This is a genomic window from Leptospira licerasiae serovar Varillal str. VAR 010 (genome assembly GCF_000244755.1).
Classification (GTDB): Bacteria; Spirochaetota; Leptospiria; order Leptospirales; family Leptospiraceae; genus Leptospira_B; species Leptospira_B licerasiae.
This window is the reverse complement of the sequence record NZ_AHOO02000006.1, coordinates 306,108-323,136: the sequence shown is the minus strand read 5'-3', so window position 1 is coordinate 323,136 and position 17,029 is coordinate 306,108. Positions and strand designations below refer to the sequence as shown.

General features: G+C 42.7%; 17 protein-coding genes and 2 tRNA genes. 10 read left to right on the top strand and 9 right to left on the bottom strand.

Translation table 11 applies throughout. The features are described from left to right. Positions 1-110: 110 nt before the first annotated feature. Positions 111-656, top strand: coding sequence for a hypothetical protein (locus LEP1GSC185_RS09785; RefSeq protein ID WP_008589519.1), 546 nt, complete (start codon positions 111-113; stop codon positions 654-656). Between the two features lie 91 nt (positions 657-747). Here LEP1GSC185_RS09785 and lysS read toward each other — a convergent pair whose 3' ends face one another. The 4 genes from lysS to LEP1GSC185_RS09765 all read right to left on the bottom strand — a co-directional run bounded on the left by lysS (position 748) and on the right by LEP1GSC185_RS09765 (position 3,760). Beyond that, positions 748-2,247, bottom strand: coding sequence for a lysine--tRNA ligase (lysS, locus tag LEP1GSC185_RS09780; protein WP_008591748.1), 1,500 nt, complete (start codon positions 2,245-2,247; stop codon positions 748-750). Between the two features lies 1 nt (position 2,248). Next, the gene (locus LEP1GSC185_RS09775) at positions 2,249-2,884 is read right to left on the bottom strand and encodes a hypothetical protein (protein ID WP_008590395.1); all 636 of its coding nucleotides are present in this window, start codon (positions 2,882-2,884) and stop codon (positions 2,249-2,251) included. 57 nt (positions 2,885-2,941) lie between these two features. Continuing rightward, positions 2,942-3,024 (bottom strand) — tRNA-Leu (locus LEP1GSC185_RS09770). A gap of 64 nt (positions 3,025-3,088) precedes the next feature. Continuing rightward, positions 3,089-3,760: a CDP-alcohol phosphatidyltransferase family protein gene (locus LEP1GSC185_RS09765; protein WP_008590525.1), complete on the bottom strand. Its 672-nt coding sequence runs from the start codon at positions 3,758-3,760 to the stop codon at positions 3,089-3,091. Between the two features lie 128 nt (positions 3,761-3,888). On the opposite strand from LEP1GSC185_RS09765, the gene LEP1GSC185_RS09760 reads away from it, so the two are divergent. Further along, positions 3,889-3,962 (top strand) — tRNA-Asp (locus tag LEP1GSC185_RS09760). A gap of 2 nt (positions 3,963-3,964) precedes the next feature. On the opposite strand, the gene fliG is transcribed toward LEP1GSC185_RS09760, so the two are convergent. The 4 genes from fliG to pdhA are packed head-to-tail and all read right to left on the bottom strand — an operon-like array spanning position 3,965 to position 8,340. Continuing rightward, on the bottom strand, positions 3,965-4,984 hold the full coding sequence (gene fliG / locus LEP1GSC185_RS09755; RefSeq protein WP_024863995.1) for a flagellar motor switch protein FliG: 1,020 nt from the start codon (positions 4,982-4,984) through the stop codon (positions 3,965-3,967). A gap of 22 nt (positions 4,985-5,006) precedes the next feature. After that, the gene (locus LEP1GSC185_RS09750) at positions 5,007-6,341 is read right to left on the bottom strand and encodes a pyruvate dehydrogenase complex dihydrolipoamide acetyltransferase (protein ID WP_008590825.1); all 1,335 of its coding nucleotides are present in this window, start codon (positions 6,339-6,341) and stop codon (positions 5,007-5,009) included. A 44-nt stretch (positions 6,342-6,385) separates the two neighbouring features. Continuing rightward, positions 6,386-7,360, bottom strand: coding sequence for a pyruvate dehydrogenase complex E1 component subunit beta (locus tag LEP1GSC185_RS09745; protein ID WP_008589422.1), 975 nt, complete (start codon positions 7,358-7,360; stop codon positions 6,386-6,388). Further along, on the bottom strand, positions 7,360-8,340 hold the full coding sequence (gene pdhA, locus LEP1GSC185_RS09740; protein ID WP_008591551.1) for a pyruvate dehydrogenase (acetyl-transferring) E1 component subunit alpha: 981 nt from the start codon (positions 8,338-8,340) through the stop codon (positions 7,360-7,362). Before pdhA ends, LEP1GSC185_RS09745 begins: the two co-directional genes overlap by 1 nt. Before the next feature lie 460 nt (positions 8,341-8,800). On the opposite strand from pdhA, the gene LEP1GSC185_RS09730 reads away from it, so the two are divergent. The 4 genes from LEP1GSC185_RS09730 (at position 8,801) to LEP1GSC185_RS09715 (ending at position 11,977) form a co-directional block, all read left to right on the top strand. Continuing rightward, a complete protein-coding gene (locus tag LEP1GSC185_RS09730) occupies positions 8,801-9,646 on the top strand; it encodes a flagellin N-terminal helical domain-containing protein (RefSeq protein ID WP_008591598.1) in 846 nt (281 codons plus the stop codon). A gap of 454 nt (positions 9,647-10,100) precedes the next feature. Then, complete coding sequence (locus LEP1GSC185_RS09725; protein WP_008590488.1) at positions 10,101-10,949, top strand: flagellin N-terminal helical domain-containing protein; 849 nt, start codon at positions 10,101-10,103, stop codon at positions 10,947-10,949. A gap of 153 nt (positions 10,950-11,102) precedes the next feature. Further along, positions 11,103-11,423 carry an ArsR/SmtB family transcription factor gene (locus LEP1GSC185_RS09720; RefSeq protein WP_008589581.1) on the top strand — a complete coding sequence of 107 codons (321 nt, stop codon included), beginning with the start codon at positions 11,103-11,105 and terminating at the stop codon, positions 11,421-11,423. 2 nt (positions 11,424-11,425) lie between these two features. Continuing rightward, on the top strand, positions 11,426-11,977 hold the full coding sequence (locus LEP1GSC185_RS09715) for an SRPBCC family protein (RefSeq protein WP_008590971.1): 552 nt from the start codon (positions 11,426-11,428) through the stop codon (positions 11,975-11,977). Between the two features lie 61 nt (positions 11,978-12,038). Here LEP1GSC185_RS09715 and LEP1GSC185_RS09710 read toward each other — a convergent pair whose 3' ends face one another. After that, complete coding sequence (locus tag LEP1GSC185_RS09710) at positions 12,039-13,286, bottom strand: lipoprotein LipL46 (protein WP_008591746.1); 1,248 nt, start codon at positions 13,284-13,286, stop codon at positions 12,039-12,041. 66 nt (positions 13,287-13,352) lie between these two features. Between LEP1GSC185_RS09710 and LEP1GSC185_RS09705 the strand changes: the two genes are divergently transcribed. From LEP1GSC185_RS09705 to LEP1GSC185_RS09690, 4 genes are read left to right on the top strand one after another with little or no spacing between them, the layout of a single operon-like run. After that, entirely contained in the window at positions 13,353-14,612 is a 1,260-nt protein-coding gene (locus LEP1GSC185_RS09705) for an exo-beta-N-acetylmuramidase NamZ family protein (protein WP_008590652.1), read from the top strand. A 31-nt stretch (positions 14,613-14,643) separates the two neighbouring features. Continuing rightward, a complete protein-coding gene (locus LEP1GSC185_RS09700; protein ID WP_008590397.1) occupies positions 14,644-15,249 on the top strand; it encodes an LIC_11883 family protein in 606 nt (201 codons plus the stop codon). Further along, positions 15,246-16,100, top strand: a complete 855-nt coding sequence (locus LEP1GSC185_RS09695) for a DUF2797 domain-containing protein (RefSeq protein ID WP_008591310.1) — start codon at positions 15,246-15,248, stop codon at positions 16,098-16,100. The genes LEP1GSC185_RS09700 and LEP1GSC185_RS09695 overlap by 4 nt, the downstream gene beginning before the upstream one ends. 8 nt (positions 16,101-16,108) lie before the next feature. Continuing rightward, positions 16,109-16,972 carry a M48 family metalloprotease gene (locus LEP1GSC185_RS09690; RefSeq protein WP_008589432.1) on the top strand — a complete coding sequence of 288 codons (864 nt, stop codon included), beginning with the start codon at positions 16,109-16,111 and terminating at the stop codon, positions 16,970-16,972. Positions 16,973-17,029 lie beyond the last annotated feature (57 nt).

Sequence of the window (17,029 nt, the reverse complement as noted above, 5' to 3'; positions counted from 1 at the left end):
CTATTACCATGGAACGTATCCTCGGCTTCCCTGAAAACGGATTTTTTTACTTCACCTTTGGGAGATCGTGAGAAGAATGGAACGGAAATCACAGAGGAGACCGCTTTTCAATGATCCGTTCTAATTTCTCTTTTTTACATGTTTCTATTTTCGCGGTATTTTTTGCCGTTTTACTGAATTCTTGCTCGGCTCGTGTCCAAGTCCTTCCCGAACCCGTAGTGGAGCAGACACTTTTCAGAAGTGGTCCTATTTGTCCCGGCGCAATTTTCTGCAGCCTTGGAAAACCGGGTTCTTTGAATTTTAAAGGAATTCTTGTGAATAAGACAGGGGAGAAACCGATCTTCTTGGAATATTATATGAGCTCTTTTGAAGAAAGTTTTCCGATCGGGATCTCTATGAAGTTAGATCAAACCTGGCATAACCTCAGAAAGACTTCTACCGATTATGGGGATACTGTTCGAGTTGTGTCCATTCTTCCTTCGGATGTTGCCGACAAATTGTTCTCCGCAAAAGAGATCCAGTTCAGCTTTTCTTCTCGAGACAATACGAACACATTCACTTTAAGTTCTTCGAATACAGACAATCTAAAATCTTTATTGAAGGACCTAAAAGAGAAATTGGATTCTCAGGCAAAATTAACGATCACAAATCATTAAAAGATTATTGCCTGAGCCAACGTTTGTCTCTGGTTAAGGATTCGTTACCCGGAATATCTCGATGGATCCCCGGGCTTTAATCGGAGATTTCTTATTCAGGTCTCATCAGAGGGAATAGGATAGTATCTCTGATAGAATGAGAATTTGTGAGTAACATCACCAAACGATCTATTCCGATCCCGAGACCACCCGTCGGAGGCATTCCATATTCGAGCGCACGGATATAATCCTCGTCCATCATGAATGCCTCATCGTCTCCCGCTTCTCTTTGTTTCACCTGATCTTCGAATCTTTCTTTTTGATCGAATGGATCGTTTAACTCTGAGAATGCATTTCCGATCTCTCTACCTACAATATAAGGTTCGAATCTTTCCACATAATCAGGGTTTTCAGGATTCGATTTTGCCAATGGAGAAAGTTCCTTAGGATAATCCGTCACGAATACTGGTTGGATTAGATTCGGTTCCGCTTTTTCGGAGAATACTTCGTCCGCTACTTTCCAGATAGAAGTACATTTACTTGCGTCCACTTTTACGGAGCTAGCTTTTTCTTTGGCTTCTTCTAGGGTCTTTATCTGAGAGAAATCGATCCCTGAATATTCTTTGATAATATCCACGTATTTCACTCTCCTCCAAGGAGGGCTTAGATCCACTAGATCATTGCCATATTTGATCTTAAGAGTTCCGCAGATCTTTTGAGCTACAGAGGTTATCAGTTTTTCCGTTAACTCCAACATTTTTCCCATGTCGCCGTAGGCCATATATGCTTCTAGCATAGTGAACTCCGGATTGTGTTTGGTAGAAATTCCCTCGTTCCTAAAGTTGCGATTCAATTCGAATACTCTGTCTAGTCCGCCGACGATCAGGCGTTTTAGATACAATTCCGGAGCGATCCTTAAGAATAATTGCATGTCCAATGTATTGTGGTGAGTCACAAACGGCCTAGCTGCAGCACCTCCCGCAATCGGTTGCATCATTGGAGTTTCCACTTCTAAAAATCCTTCGGAAGTTAGGAAATTGCGGATCTCGGATACGATCCTGCTGCGAGTGATAAAAGTATCCCTTACATGATCGTTTACCACCAAGTCCACATAACGCATTCTATATCTTTGTTCTACATCGGCGAATGCGTCGTAGATAACTCCGTCTTTCTCTTTCACAACAGGAAGTGGGCGGACACATTTTGCAAGTAAAGTAACGGAAGTTAAGTGAAGAGTAGTTTCTCCTTTTTGAGTTTGAAAAAGGTAACCTTCGATTCCGATCAGATCTCCTAAATCCAAACTTTTAAAAAGAGTATAATTCTCTTCTCCTAGATCGTCTCTGGTTGCATAAAGCTGGATGACCCCGGACTTATCCTTTAAATGAGCGAAACTTGCCTTTCCCATTACACGTTTGGAATGCAAACGCCCGCCTAATAGGAATTTTTTTTCAGGACCTGTCGGGGTCTTAGAATACATCTCTATCAAAGATGCGGAATCCGAGTCAGGGAAGAATCGGACCGGGTAGGGGTCTACTCCCTTCTCCTTTAAGTTTTTGATCTTCTCGATTCTTTGCTGGATAAGTTCGTTTGTTTCTTTTAAGTCGTGGGACATTTTAATTTCCTAATAGTATCAGATATAAATGTTTAGAGAGTCTTCCAAGGATGGATTCCAGGCTTTTCGGTTTCGTAAACCAATCCCAAGAACCAATCCCTTCGTTTACTTTGGAGACTGCGATATAAATTCCCGCAGGTTCCAAAACATTCCTATATAATTTTAACAAGGTTGCAGAATCGTATTCTTTTCCTACCAAAAGAAAAGTTTTCCACTGACGATCCAGCGCTATCTTTAAGAGAGTTTTAGGGAATTCCTGAGGACCGGCTTCGACGGTATAAACCAATATTTTAGTCTCATCCACTCCGAGAGAAACTAGATAGGTTTGTAAAGCACCGCTAGGATCTCCTACAATCCCCAAATCGGAATCTTGGTTGGGAGGAGAATGTAGTATAACGATCACTGGAGCTAGGCCCTTCTTCCATAAAGTCGCAGCTTGTTTGAATTTGTCTTTTTTTCCTGTTTCAATTGTTTCCAGAACGATAGCGTCCGATTTTTTGGGGTCCGCTTTTGAAACTAAAATATAGGGAGAAGAGAAGAATAAGATCAGAAATAGGATCAATAATCCGAAAAAACCGTAAGAAACAAGTTTGGCTTTGTCTAAGAAATCTTTAACGGAGAGAGCACCCGATGTCATAGTTCTACCGAGGGTTGGTATTTCGGGATGGAGGAAAGTGGGCCAGGTAGGACGAATTGCTCGAGAGGGGACTCGAACCCCTACACCGAACCGGCACAAGCACCTCAAGCTTGCGTGTCTACCAATTCCACCACCCGAGCGGTCGCGATTGACAGAATGGGTGAGGAGGCTCCGGTGTCAAGGAAATTCAAACTGGGCTGAGGATCAGACCAATTCGTACTTTTTCTTTTGCTTTTTATCTTCCGGATCTAAGATGAATCTTTCAGGATGGAACACTATATCCCAATATCTTTTGGAATAAGCCACCACTCCGATACTTAGTACTAAGACCAAAATATAACCTGAATATTCCGGATGATGGAAGAAGTGATTTTCAGGTAAACTTGGACCGATCAGTGGTAAGGTCATATACCACAAAACTGCGGCCGCGACAAGACCCACTCCGAACTTACCCCACCAATTCGGTTTTCCTTGGATCCCTCTTTTTAAATATAAGAATCCACCCAACCAAACTCCCAAAATCTCTCTTAGGATATATATGATAAGAATCCAGAGAGGAAACTGGTAATAATGAACGATTACCGATAGACCGCCAATAGTAACAAACTTGTCGCAGATAGGATCGAGATACTTTCCCAAGACTGATTCTTGGGAAAGTAGGCGGGCTAGAAACCCGTCTAAAAAATCCGTCAGCACCGCAAGAATGCATGTACCTATGGCTAAAAATAAATATTCGCTGCTACGAGGAGACTCGATATGTTTGCGAGTGAATTGTATAAAAAAAGGAAGAAGTAAAACTCTAGAGACGGATAAAAAATTAGAAAGAGTAAATACCCTCTCTTCGAGCAGGTCCTTTGGTTTTTTTTCTTGAAGCATCTAAGAAGGCCGACAGTCGGAAAAACTCCGCTATTGGAAAGGCTATGGAATGGACTTAAAAATTCATCCCTTTTTCAGATAAACGAATTGACCCCCGAGCTCGCTCAGAAATTATGTTCTTCATAAAAGGAGCTGTAGCTCAGCTGGTTAGAGTGCCTGCCTGTCACGCAGGATGTCGCGGGTTCGAGTCCCGTCAGCTCCGGATTAGATAAACTCTTCCGAGTCCTTTTTAATAATAATTTCCCCGATCTCTTCCAAATCACGCAGTGCAGTCAACACGCTGTTCCTTGCGTCTGTGATCTCTTTTAAGGTCACTTTCCCGCGGATATCCATGCTTTCTAAAATATCGTTAGCCCTGTTTTTGGACATTGCCTCGAAGAAATGGGCTTTGATCTGGTCGGAAGATCCTCTGAGTGCGATAGCTATTAGATCGTCGTCTCCGATCCGATTGATGAGCAGTCTCATTTCTTTTGAGTTGAGAAGAAGTACATCTTCGAATGTATACAATTTTTCCCGGACTTGAGAGGCCAGTTCCGGAGACTGTTCTTCCAATTCTTTTAAAATGGTTTCTTCCAAAGATTTATCCATATGATTCAGGATATTTGCAAGAGCTTCTGCTCCGCCTGCTTCGCTGAATTCTGATTTATCTCTTTGTTCATATTTTTTCTTCAGAACTTTTGCGATTTGCCGGATCGCATCAGGATGGGTTTTGGTGGTGTTTGCGAGTCTAAGCGCCACCTTACTTTGGAGCTCCTTTGGCAAAAACTTAAGTGTTTCGGCCGCTTTTTTTGGATGTAAGAATGCAAGAGTGACTGCGATAGTTTGGGTATGTTCGGGAGCGAGTAGGTGAGCAAGAGTCTGAGGTTCTGCGTCGTTTAAGAAGGAAAAGTCCTCCTCAGTGTCCTTTCTATCCAGTTTTCCTAATATGTTTTCCGATTTTTCTTTTCCTAAAGATTTTTGGAGTAATTCTCTAGCGGTCTCGATTCCGCCTCTGGATTCTGCAGCTAGGTCTTTTAAGGAACCTTGGAAATCTAAAAGAACTTCTTCTTTTTCGGACTTGCTGATCGTTTTGATCTTCGCCATTTCCTGGACGATCTCTTCGATCAACTTTTCATCCAGTTGTGCCAATGCCTTAGCAGCCGCGTCCTTGTCTAAGGACAGAAGTAGCATTGCCGCCTTTTTAACTTTTTGGTCTCTGATCTTAAGATTGGAATCTTGGTCCACTGCTTCTTCGCCCACAAAGAAATCAGGCAAGTAACCGAAGAGGATGTTCCAGAAAATTTCGAAACACTTCCAACCAACCGGCTCCCACCGCACCGTCTACCACTCTATGATCGCAGGATAGACAGACTGAAAGAGTTTTTCCGGGGACTATATTTCCGTTTTTGATTACGGGTTTAGATACCACGTTTCCTACCGCTAGGATTGCGGCTTCCGGTTCGTTGATTACCGCAGCAAAACGATTTACACCGAACATTCCCAAATTGGAAACAGTGAAGGTTCCGTCTGAAAACTCTTCCGGTTTGAGTTTTCGTTCCCTTGCACGGGAAGCAAGCTCTTTTACCGTCCTACCGATTTCCAAAACGGACCTTTTGTCTGCATTCCTAACATAAGGAGTGATGAGTCCACCTTCGATAGAAACTGCCACGCCTATATCCACTCTTCCATGCTTTAGGATATGATCTTCTCTCCAGGAAGAATTAACTTCGGGAACTTTTAGGAGCGCAAGAGCGGAAGCTCTGATGATAAAATCATTGATACTAAGTTTGATCTCTTCTCCTGATTCCTTTAGGTCGGAGTTGAAATTTTCCCTCAATTGAACGAGAGCATCCGCATCGATCTCCATATCCAAATAGAAATGAGGCTGGTGGGTTTTGGAATGGACCAATCTAGAAGCGATTGTTTTTCTCATTCCTGAGATCGGAAGTTTCTCTTCTTGGATATGCTCACCTGCAAATGGTGAAGTTCCGCTAGACGAAAATGCGGAGATCCCATTTTCAATATCCCTTTTTATAATCCTACCGTCCGGTCCGCTTCCTCTGATCTTAGAAAGATCAATTCCACTCTCTTGCGCGAGTCTTTTGGCAAGAGGGGAAGCCTTGACTCTTCCTTCCAGAGCTCCAGGAGAAAGGCCCCTGGTAACCGGGCTTTCTTTCGTTGAGGAGGCTTCTTCTTCCTCTGGTTCCGGGGTTGTCGAAGTGACTACAATTTCAGTTTTTTTAGGCGCCGGGTTCGGGGAAGGTGAAGAACTCTGGGCGGCCAAAGGAGCCGCAGCTTGGGAAGACGCTCCCGAAGCTGAAGACCTGGATTTTGCTTCGGAAAGTAGGGAAGTGATATCTTCTCCCGCTTTTCCGATGATGGCCACCGGGGCTCCCACAGGGAGTTTGGCGCCTTCCTGGGCCAAAATTTCAAGGATTACTCCGGAATCGAAGGCTTCCATTTCCATGACCGCTTTGTCGGTTTCTACCTCGGCTAATATTTCTCCGGGAGCGACAGAATCGCCTTTCTTCTTTAGCCATTTTACCAAAACACCTTCCGACATGGTCGGGGAAAGTTGGGTCATTTCGGAAATTTTTGCCATTTAATTTTCCTATTTATAATATAATAATATTCGAATATTATGATTTACTTAATCATATCTCTTACTTTTTTGATTATTTTTTCCTCGCTGGGAAGCGAGGATCTTTCCAGATTCGCAGCATAAGGCATGGGCACATCTTCCTGTGTTATCCTTTCTACCGGAGAATCTAGATAATCGAACGCCTCTTTTTGGATCAAATAAGCGACTTGTGCTCCGAATCCTGCCACATTCCAGCCTTCTTCCACTATCAAAACTTTGTTTGTTTTTCTGACGGAAGCCAAAATCCCTTCCTCATCTAAAGGTCTTATACTTCTTAGATCTAAAACTTCTACTGAAATTCCTTCTTTTGCCAGTTTTTCCGCCGCGGGCAGAACATACATAAGAGCTCTGGACCAACTGATGATAGTGAGTTGTGTTCCTTCTCTTTTGATATCCGATTTTCCCATCGGGATCAAGAATTCACCTTCCGGAACTTCTCCTTTTGAGCCGTACAGTACTTCGCTCTCTATGAAGATGGTTGGATTATTGTCTCGGATGGAAGTTTTTAATAGTCCGTAGGCATCCGAGGGAGTGTAGGGCGCTAGCACTTTGAGTCCAGGAATATGTGCGTACCAACTTTCAAATGATTGGGAATGTTGGGCAGCAAGTCTTCCGCCGGCGCCACCCGCACCTCTGAAAACGATTGGGATCGGGAATTGTCCCGCGCTCATATAATTCATTTTGGCTGCTGAGTTGATGATCTGATCGATTGCAACAAGTGAAAAGTTCCAGGTCATAAATTCAATGATCGGTCTAAGTCCCACCATTGCGGCGCCGATCCCGACTCCCGCAAATCCGTTCTCTGAAATAGGAGTATCTATTATTCTTTTTTCTCCGAACTTTGCGAGCATTCCTTGGGAAACTTTATAAGCCCCTTCGTAATGTCCTACTTCTTCTCCCATGAGAAAGATATTCGGATCCTTCTCCATCTCTTCCGTCATGGCTCGATTGAGTGCTTCTCTATATGTGAGGACTGCCATTATACGTTCTCCGCATAAACATGCTTGTATAGCCAGCCAAGAGGGGGCTCTTCACTTTTTTCGGCGAAGTCTACTGCCTCTTCTACGGTTTTGAGAATGGTTTCGTCCATCTTGGTCAATTCTTCTTGGGCCCAACCTGCGGAGAGTAAATCCTTTTCGGCTTTGATAAGTGGGTCGCCTTGTTTATATTTTTCTAATTCTTCTTTGGTTCTATATTTTGCAGGGTCGGACATGGAGTGTCCTCTGAACCTGTATGTGGAGATTTCCATGAGGGTAGGGCCTTCTCCTCTTCTTGCTCTTTCCACAGCAACTCTTACGTGTTCTCTAACTTTTCGAACCTCGTCGCCTTCTATATGATCTCTTGCGATATCGTAGGCGGCCGCTCTTACTGAAACATCTTTGACTGAAAGAGCTCTATACTCTGGAGTTCCCATTGCATAATGATTGTTCTCGCAGATCATCACTAAGGGAAGTTTCCAGATGGCGGCCAAATTCATACCTTCGTGAAAAGAGCCGATGTTGGCTGCACCTTCTCCAAAAAAACATAATGTAACTGCGCCGTCTTCGCGGTACTTGGATGCATATGCGATACCTGCTGCAAGAGAGATATGTCCGCCTACGATCCCGTGTCCTCCCATGAAGTTTTTCTTTTTATCGAAGAAGTGCATGGAGCCTCCGTTACCGGATACGATCCCAGTTTTTTTGCCGTATAATTCCGCCATGAGAGACTTGGGTTCTAGGCCTCTTGCGAGTGCGTGGCCGTGATCCCTATAGGTGGAGACTATATAATCTTTTTGTTCTAGAGCAGAGATTGCTCCGACACCCACAGCCTCTTGACCGATGTATAAATGGCAGAAGCCGCCGATTTTACCCATGCTGTACGCTTTTGCGGAAGCTTCTTCGAAGCGGCGGATCAAAAGCATTTGTCTGTATAATTCTAATAGATCTTCTGTTTCTTTTTTTGTTTTAGGTTGGCTCATAGTACTTTAAGAAATACGAAAACAATCGCAAAATATCTTCTTAGAACTAGGATATGCAAACCGATTTCGGAAATTTTTTGAAAAATGATCAGATGCGGGGAAGGGTAGCCTCTTTTTCTAAAAAAATGCTTATGGAAATTTCCGATTCGTTCGAACTTTTAGATGAGCCCAAAAAAGGAAAATTTTTTAGAAAAATTCTCCAAATCCTTTTTCTTCCTTTCTTTAAAAACAGCTAAAAATCATCAAAAATAGGCTAAAATTGGCGAAAAGATCCATTTTCGTTAAAATTAATCTAGGCCAGGTGCTTCACCGAAGATATATCTGAAGGAAACCCTGAATTTCTAGGTTTATCCCAGATCTCAGCCTTCATTTAAACATATAGAAAAAAGACCAAAACCAAACCAGCACAGATCCCGGCACGGACGCCGGGCTCATGATCTCAGTTTCAAGGAGGAAACAAATGATCATTAACCATAACTTAGCCGCGATTAACTCCCACCGCGTTCTGAAGTTCCAGAACAACGAAGTGGCGAAAAACATGGAGGCACTTTCTTCTGGTATGCGTATCAACCGCGCCGGGGATGATGCATCCGGTCTAGCCGTTTCCGAGAAAATGAGAACTCAGGTGAAAGGACTTCGCCAAGCGGAGAGAAACACTGAGGACGGCATGTCCCTGATCCAAACAACTGAAGGATATCTGCAGGAAACTAATGATATCATCCAGAGGGTCCGTGTACTTGCTATCCAATCTTCCAACGGAATCTACGGTGCAGAAGACCGTCAGATGATCCAAGTAGAAGTTTCTCAGCTCATAGACGAAATTGATCGCATTTCCTCCCAAGCAGAGTTCAACAAGATGGCATTGCTCCAAGGCGATTTCGCTCGTGGATCAAGAACCGCTTCTATGTGGTTCCACATCGGACCGAACCAGCACCAGAGGGAACGTGTTTATATCGCAACTATGACCGCTAAGGCTCTGAATTTGATCAAGTCTGACGGAACACTTTTGACTCTTTCTACTGCGGAACTTTCAAACGAAGCAATCGGCTTTCTTGACGATGCTTTAATGAAAATCAACAAACAAAGAGCAAATCTTGGAGCTTACTATAACCGTTTAGAGCATGCATCTAAAGGCCTAATGGTAGCTTACGAGAACATCCAAGCTTCAGAGTCGAGAATCAGGGACGCGGATATGGCAGAGGAAACTGTTGCATTTACCAAGAACCAAATTTTGGTTCAATCGGGAACTGCAATGTTAGCACAAGCTAACGTAAGACCTCAGTCTGTCCTCCAGTTACTTAGGTAATTAGGACTTTCCGGCAGCGGGAGCAGTGATGCTCCCGCACCGGGAAACTTTTCTGTAGAACTCCGAAGCCGCGTCATGCGGCTATCGTTGTCTACGGACCTAATCACCGTCGCAGGCTGCGGCTATCGAAGCCCTCGCTGCGGACAATAACGAAAAGGTACAGGAAAAACGTCGGGTCCAGCATTCTTCTTTCCCCAATTTTTTTCCGGTTCCTTTTCCGAGGAGAAATTCCTAAGAAACCGAACCGGGTTAGTAATAACCTAAAGCTTATTGTACTTTTGTAAGATCGCTAACGTTAGTCTGCGCTCTTGCGGTTGATTGAAAATATCCTAACTTCCTCGGGAGAAAATGACCTGTCGGGTGGTCCGACCGGGTCCATCCCGGAGCACCGGACAGGTCATGTCCGATCGGAGGATAGGGAGATCCTCCGGAAACTCTCTACAAGGAGTGTAGGATGATTATCAATCACAACCTGAGTGCGGTGAATTCTCACCGCTCTCTGAAGTTCAACGAGCTAGCTGTGGATAAAACCATGAAAGCTTTGTCTTCCGGCATGCGGATCAATTCTGCCGGCGACGATGCTTCGGGTTTGGCTGTCTCCGAAAAACTCAGAACGCAGATCAACGGACTGAGGCAAGCGGAGAGAAATACGGAAGACGGGATGAGTTTCATCCAGACTGCGGAAGGATTCCTTCAACAGTCTTCGGATATCATCCAAAGAATCCGGGTTTTGGCCATCCAAACCTCGAATGGGATTTACAGCCCCGAAGACAGACAATTGGTTCAGGTGGAAGTTTCCGCCCTTGTCGACGAAGTGGATCGTATTGCCTCTCAAGCAGAGTTCAATAGATTCAAATTGTTCGAAGGAGACTTCGCTAGAGGTTCCAAAAGAGCTTCTATGTGGTTCCATATGGGACCGAACCAGAACCAAAGGGAAAGGTTCTTCATTGGAACTATGACTTCCCGAGCTTTAAAGCTTACCAAGGCAGATGGTAGACCGATTGCGGTCTCTTCTCCTGGGGAAGCGAATGAAGTAATCGGCTTAGCCGATGCTGCGCTCGGAAAGATCATGAAGCAGAGGGCGGATATGGGAGCTTATTTTAATAGGCTGGAACATTCCGCAAAAGGTCTCATGGCGGCATATGAAAATATGCAAGCCTCTGAGTCCAGAATTCGTGACGCCGATATGGCGGAGGAGATGGTTGCTCTAACTACTAAACAAATACTCGTGCAGAGTGGTACGGCGATGTTAGTGCAAGCAAACCTAAAACCGAATTCGGTCCTCAAACTTCTACAAATGTAGTTTTCGGGAACAGGCGCCACCGGATGGAAACTCCGGTGGCTTTTTTTATTTCTATCGTCAAAATCAATTTTTACTAAATATTCCCGGCTATAATTTTCTAAAAAAATATATTTAAGTATTGACTTAATTAAGTCTACGCTTAAATATTCGCCCATGCAGGCTTTAGATGCGATTGCGGACCCGACCAGACGCAAAATTTTAGAACTTTTATTTGAAGGTGAAATGGGAGCAGGAGAAATTGCGGGACATTTTGATATAAGTGCCGCTGCGATCTCCCAACACCTTAAGGTTTTAAAAGAATGTAATCTGATCCAGGTGAGAGTGGACGGCCAAAGAAGGATTCACTCCTTGGATTACAAAGGTTGGAAAGAGATCCAAGACTGGATCGATAGAGCGAAAACTTTCTGGGAAGGAAAACTAGATCTTCTGGAAAAAGAATTGAAAGCCAATAAAATGAGAAAGGGGAGAAGATAGTGATGAAAGATCTATCTGTAAACAAAACGTATGGGACCTTCACTTCGGAGGCGGAAGTTCGTTTCCAAAGATTATTGCCCGGGCCGATCGAAACTGTTTGGGAATATCTGACCGATTCTGAAAAGCGCGGCACCTGGCTAGCTAAAGGAACTATGGAGTTAAAGGTGGGAGGGAAAGTTGAATTAAACTTTTTGCATTCTTCTCTTTCCGATGAAAAAACGTATCCGGATCGATTCAAGCAGATGGAAAACGGGATCAGTGGAGTGGAAACGATCACTGCAATTGACGCTCCTCGTTTTTTAAGTTTTACTTGGCATCCTGATTCGGAAGTTAGTTTCGAATTGGAGGAGAGGGGAGAAGATGTTCTTCTTACTCTCAGACATTATAAACTGACAGATGAATTCGGCAAACTTATGGTTTCCAGCGGTTGGCATACTCATTTGGATATTCTCGTTTCCAAACTTTATAAGGAATCGGTTCCTAAGTTCTGGCAAACATTTACGCAGCATGAAATTACTTACGGCGAAAAGCTGAAGTCTATCGCTAAGAAGTAAGACTTTACAATAAAAAAGCCGACGAGTCTCGCCGGCTTTTTTATTTATCGATCGTGTTCGACTATTTATTCGGGGTAAACTCCAGAGTAACCACACCTCTTGCAGCGGACTTAACGTTCATTTTCTTAGTAGCTAAGAAAGTAAATCCTCTATCTTTTTTATAGACTAATTCGTCCATAAAGAGTGCGTCTTTTCCTGGATAGGTAACTTCCCACTCGGAACCGCTTGTATTGCTAGTTCTAACATTGATGTCTTTTGCTGCAGTCAATTCTGCTAGATCATCTTTGAATTTAGTGGATTCGTCCGCATCCAGTCCGGTAAACTTTAGAATGATGGTATTGTTCTCGGTGAGATTGAACCATTCTTCTTTCAATTGTTTGTTTACCTTTTTGGTTACGTCTTCTGCCCAACCAGCAAGCGCTTTTTCTCTGGAAACTTTTTGAGTGATATCCGCTCCACGAGCGTCTGCGTTTCCGGATGCTACCACTTTACCGTCTCCCCAAAGTAGGATCACTTTATAAGGTCCGGTAGCAGCAGTATTGAATAGAGGTCTATCTAAAGTTTTTCCGCCGATTGCAGTTACAGGCGCTTGGTCTTCGGTCTCAACCGATCCCACTACCAGAACTTCCGCACCGGAAGATTGAGCTTGGATCAAAATAGCAGCTCCAGCATCTAAAGAGTTAACCGCATCAGCATTCAAGCCGGATGGTTTCACTGTTTTAGAAGCTTGTCCAGGATCAACGATCTTGTTTCCTGCTTTTTTAAGTCCTTTGATAATCTCTGCTTCTGCAATATTGCCATTGCTTAAAGGAGCAACGGGAGCTCCTCCTACTTTAGAAGGAACTAAAACTACGATCCTTGGATTTCCTACATCGGCGAGTAAACCTTCTACCGCAGTGGAAAGTTTAGATTCTTCGATAGTACAACGAACTGTAAGTTTTAAGATTGGTTGAGTGTCTATCTTGCCTTGGTCTTCTGCAACTATATCGTAAGATTTTACGAATGCATCCGTTTTGGAAAGTAGACTAGAGCCTAAACTTTCTCCGTCGGAAGCTTGGCTTTTGTTGGAAATTTCTTCGCCAACTACTTTACGTACCGCATTAACTTTTGCGTCTTTGATCGCTCTTTGTTTTGCGTTTGCTATATCTCCGTTATAGATCGGAGCCTCTCCGATCACGGTGATGGTATTTCCTTCTCTAGTGAATTCTTCTTTTTTCTTGCGTCGGGATCCGTCACCCGTTGCGCATGCAAAAGCGAAACCTAAAATCAGTGTGAGAGCGGTAATCCGCAGGATGGGCAGCTTTGCCATATCGCTTCCTTTTTCTCCTTGATGTATTGAATTCTGTCTATTTACTGAACAAATAAGGTATCTTACATGCGGTTCAAAGAAAGAAACAAAAAAATCCTAACTTTACTCATTTTTTTTCTGACAATTTCCTCAGGCTCCTGTGTAGAAGCGTCATCCAGAAGTCATATTTCTAAATCCAAAATTATTCCAGCCGAAGTTTCCTTTTACGAACAAGTGCTTCCTAGTCTTTCCGGTAAATCCGTTGTGCTTGTTACAAATCCATCCGGTATAGGAAGACATCCAGAGAAGATCTTAAAAGAATTTAAGGATAAAAAAGTTAAGATCAAACATTTGATCGGACTCGAACATGGATTTTTAGGATTGGAAGAAGATTTTAGCAAGTCTCCGGTCACAATGGATGAGACTTTCCAACTTCCTATCTATCATATTTATAAGGTTAAAAACTCGGAGATCCCTGCGATCCTAAAAGGTGCAGATGCAGTTGTGTTCGACGTGGTCGATATGGGAATGCGTTGTTATACTTACTTAAGCGTTCTCAAACGTTTGATGGATAATTTGCCTGATCCTAATACTAAGTTTATTCTTTTAGATCATCCAAACCCGGCATTGTATCTGGGCGCAAGGGGAGAAGGTATACAAAAGAAATTTCTAAACTTTGCAGGAGAATTTCCTTCCTTATTTTTCACAGGTATGACTTTGGGAGAAGCTGCTGCATTCTATAATGGAGAATATCTGGGCGGAAAAGTGAAATTGGATATTATCTCACCGGAAAACTTTAAAAGAGGATTTGATTGGGAAAGAGAAGGAATTCCTTGGTCTACACCTTCTCCCAATCTTCCAATGTTAGATTCTGCAAGGAATTATCTAGGTTTAGTATTATTAGAAGGAGTGAATGTTTCCGTAGGAAGGGGAACACAGGCTCCATTCGTATATTTTGGCGCTCCTTGGATGAACGAACCGGAAGATATTATCCCAGAATTGAACGAAGACAGCAAAGGCGATTATTATTATCAAAGTGTATTTTTTAAGCCGGTTTTCGGACCGTTTAAAGGAGAGATCTGCAGAGGACTTCGTTTGACTGTAGTAAATCGTAAATACGATCCGATCAGAATGGCGTATAACCTTACTTCTATTATGAAAAAGAAATATAAGGATTTTAAATGGAGACAATACGCTGACGGGTCCCATAATATAGATTTTCTTTGGGGAACGGAAAAATTCAGAGAGTCAGTCGACGCAGGTCTTACTTACGAACAATTTAAGGCTACTTATGCTGAATCTGAATCTTCTACAAATAGATTGATCCAAAAATATCTGATCTACTAATGTTTTATAAATAAATTTCGAAAGATAAATTATGAAAATCAGATTCGTCGTTATATCGTTACTTTTACTTTCCTTCTCTATTTTTGCGGAAAACGAAACTGGAGAATGGAGGGAATACGGATTGAAAGAAGTTTTAGGGCGCTTGAAATTTTACGCGTTCGCTAAGATCGCGCAGAGCGTTCGTACTGGGGCTTCTTTCGACCAAGAAATGTATGTAAAAGAAACTCCATGTGGCCAAAACTTTCCTAGGTTAGAGGGAAATTTTCAATGTGCATTGCTTAAAGTTTCTACCTTGGAAGATAAATTAGCGGAAAGTAGTTCTGAACCTACAACTCCTAACGCAGCAACCGCTAACAACGGTTTGGTCCCGAATAATACCATACCTCCTATTCCTGTAAAAGCGAAATGGTATGAGGGAAGGACACTTGCCGGAAAAGGAGTACTTTCTTTGCCGGGAAAAGAAGGGCAGAGTGATTTGAAATTATTTTATCATACTGACGGAAAGCTCAGTCATTATTCCTACGAGGATAAAATTGTGGTTTTTGACTGGAAAGGCCAAGAACTAAGCACTATCCTAACGGTAAAAGTGGACGGTAAGTTGCGACCACTCGGTGGTAAGGAATATTTTTTCCGATGAAAGAAATCTCTTCCGGATTTTTAAGAATGATGGACCACGAAGGTATCGACCCGGTAGAATATATCTGGGTAGTCGCTTCGTATCCTTCTTCCGAATCCGGAAAACAAGAGGCCAAACTTGTCCCTGCAAATTTTAAAATTGCAAGTCTTGTCGGTAAAAGAATAAAACTGGAATTTACCGGAAAGATACGTTGCGTAAACTGCGGAAAAATAACTAGCAAAAGTTTCAACCAAGGAAGTTGTTTCCAATGCTTCCAAACATTGGCGGAAAATGATCTATGTATTCTTAGACCTGAAACCTGCCATTTCCATTTAGGAACATGTAGGGAACCCGAATGGGGAGAAGGTTACTGCTTCCAAAAACATACGGTGTATCTTGCAAACACCAGCGGATTAAAAGTGGGTATCACTCGCGAAAAACCTGTCTCCAATCGTTGGGTGGACCAAGGAGCACAGGAAGCGATCCCGTTATTGGAAGTTTCTTCCAGAAGGGATGCCGGTCTTATCGAAAAACAATTTACTACTGTTATAGATGATAAAACGAAATGGCAGAAAATGGTGACGGAAGATTCTGTACCTTTCGATCTGGTTTCTAAAAAGAAAGAATTATTAGAAGTTTTGGATTCTTGGGATTTGGGTGTTCCTTATACTGAATCTGATGAACAGAAAATTACAAAATTGAGTTATCCTATTTCGGAATATCCGAAAAAATCAAAGTCTTTCTCCCCGGATAAGGAGAAGGAAATAGATTCAAAATTATTAGGCATCAAAGGGCAGTATCTTTTGTTCGAAGATGTGGTCATCAATATCCGCGCCTATGGCGGTTACGAAATCCGTTTGTATTCGGAGTGAGTTGTCCTATGAGTAAAACTTCTGTTCGCAAATTTTTCTTGGTCCTATTTTTACTTTTTTCCCTGCAAGGCTGCGGCTGGATGGTGGACCTTGTATTTCCTTTGGACGTAGACCGGTTTTTAGGGGAACAATTTTACAAGGCAGCAGTAACCGGTGAGGAACACGGTAAAGTTTTAAAAGATAGATCCTTGGAGAAATATTTACAGTCCATCGTGGACCGTATCTTAAAATCTAAATCCATCCAATACAAGGATGAATTCAAATATAAGGTAACCATAATAGACGATGATAAGGTTATCAATGCGATCTGTGCTCCTGGCGGATATATATTTGTATATACTGGACTTCTTCATTTTGTAAAAAACGAGGCGACTCTTGCCGGAATTCTTTCTCATGAGATTGCTCATGCGGAAAGAAGACATTCCACCAAACAATTATCCACAAATCTAACTTTATACTTTGTTTTGTATTTTGTTCTATCTTATGTTCTTGGGCCCGATCTCGCACAACATGCGGCCGATATTGCGGGACTTTCTACAAATCTACTTGGACTTGCAAATTCCCGTTCTATGGAAGAAGAAGCCGATGAATTCGGATTTGATTATATGAGATCCACTCCTTATTATCCGGGAGCGATCGCCGATTTTTTCAGAGATATCCAAAAGGAGAAGAAAGTAAATCCTGAGTTAAAGGGCGCCGATATTCCTTTGGAAAAATACCTAAGCACTCATCCGCTAGACGAGGATAGGATTTTAGCAAATGAAAAAAGATTGAAAGAAGCAGGCATCGGTGCGGCGAATCAAAAATCTTATTTTAAAGAAAGATACCGCAGTAATATCCAGAAATCTTTGGGAAACCAGGAAGAAGGCTGATTCTACTCTTGCTATAACCGCTCGCAATTTCCGATTCTATTTTTAATTTTAGAAAGA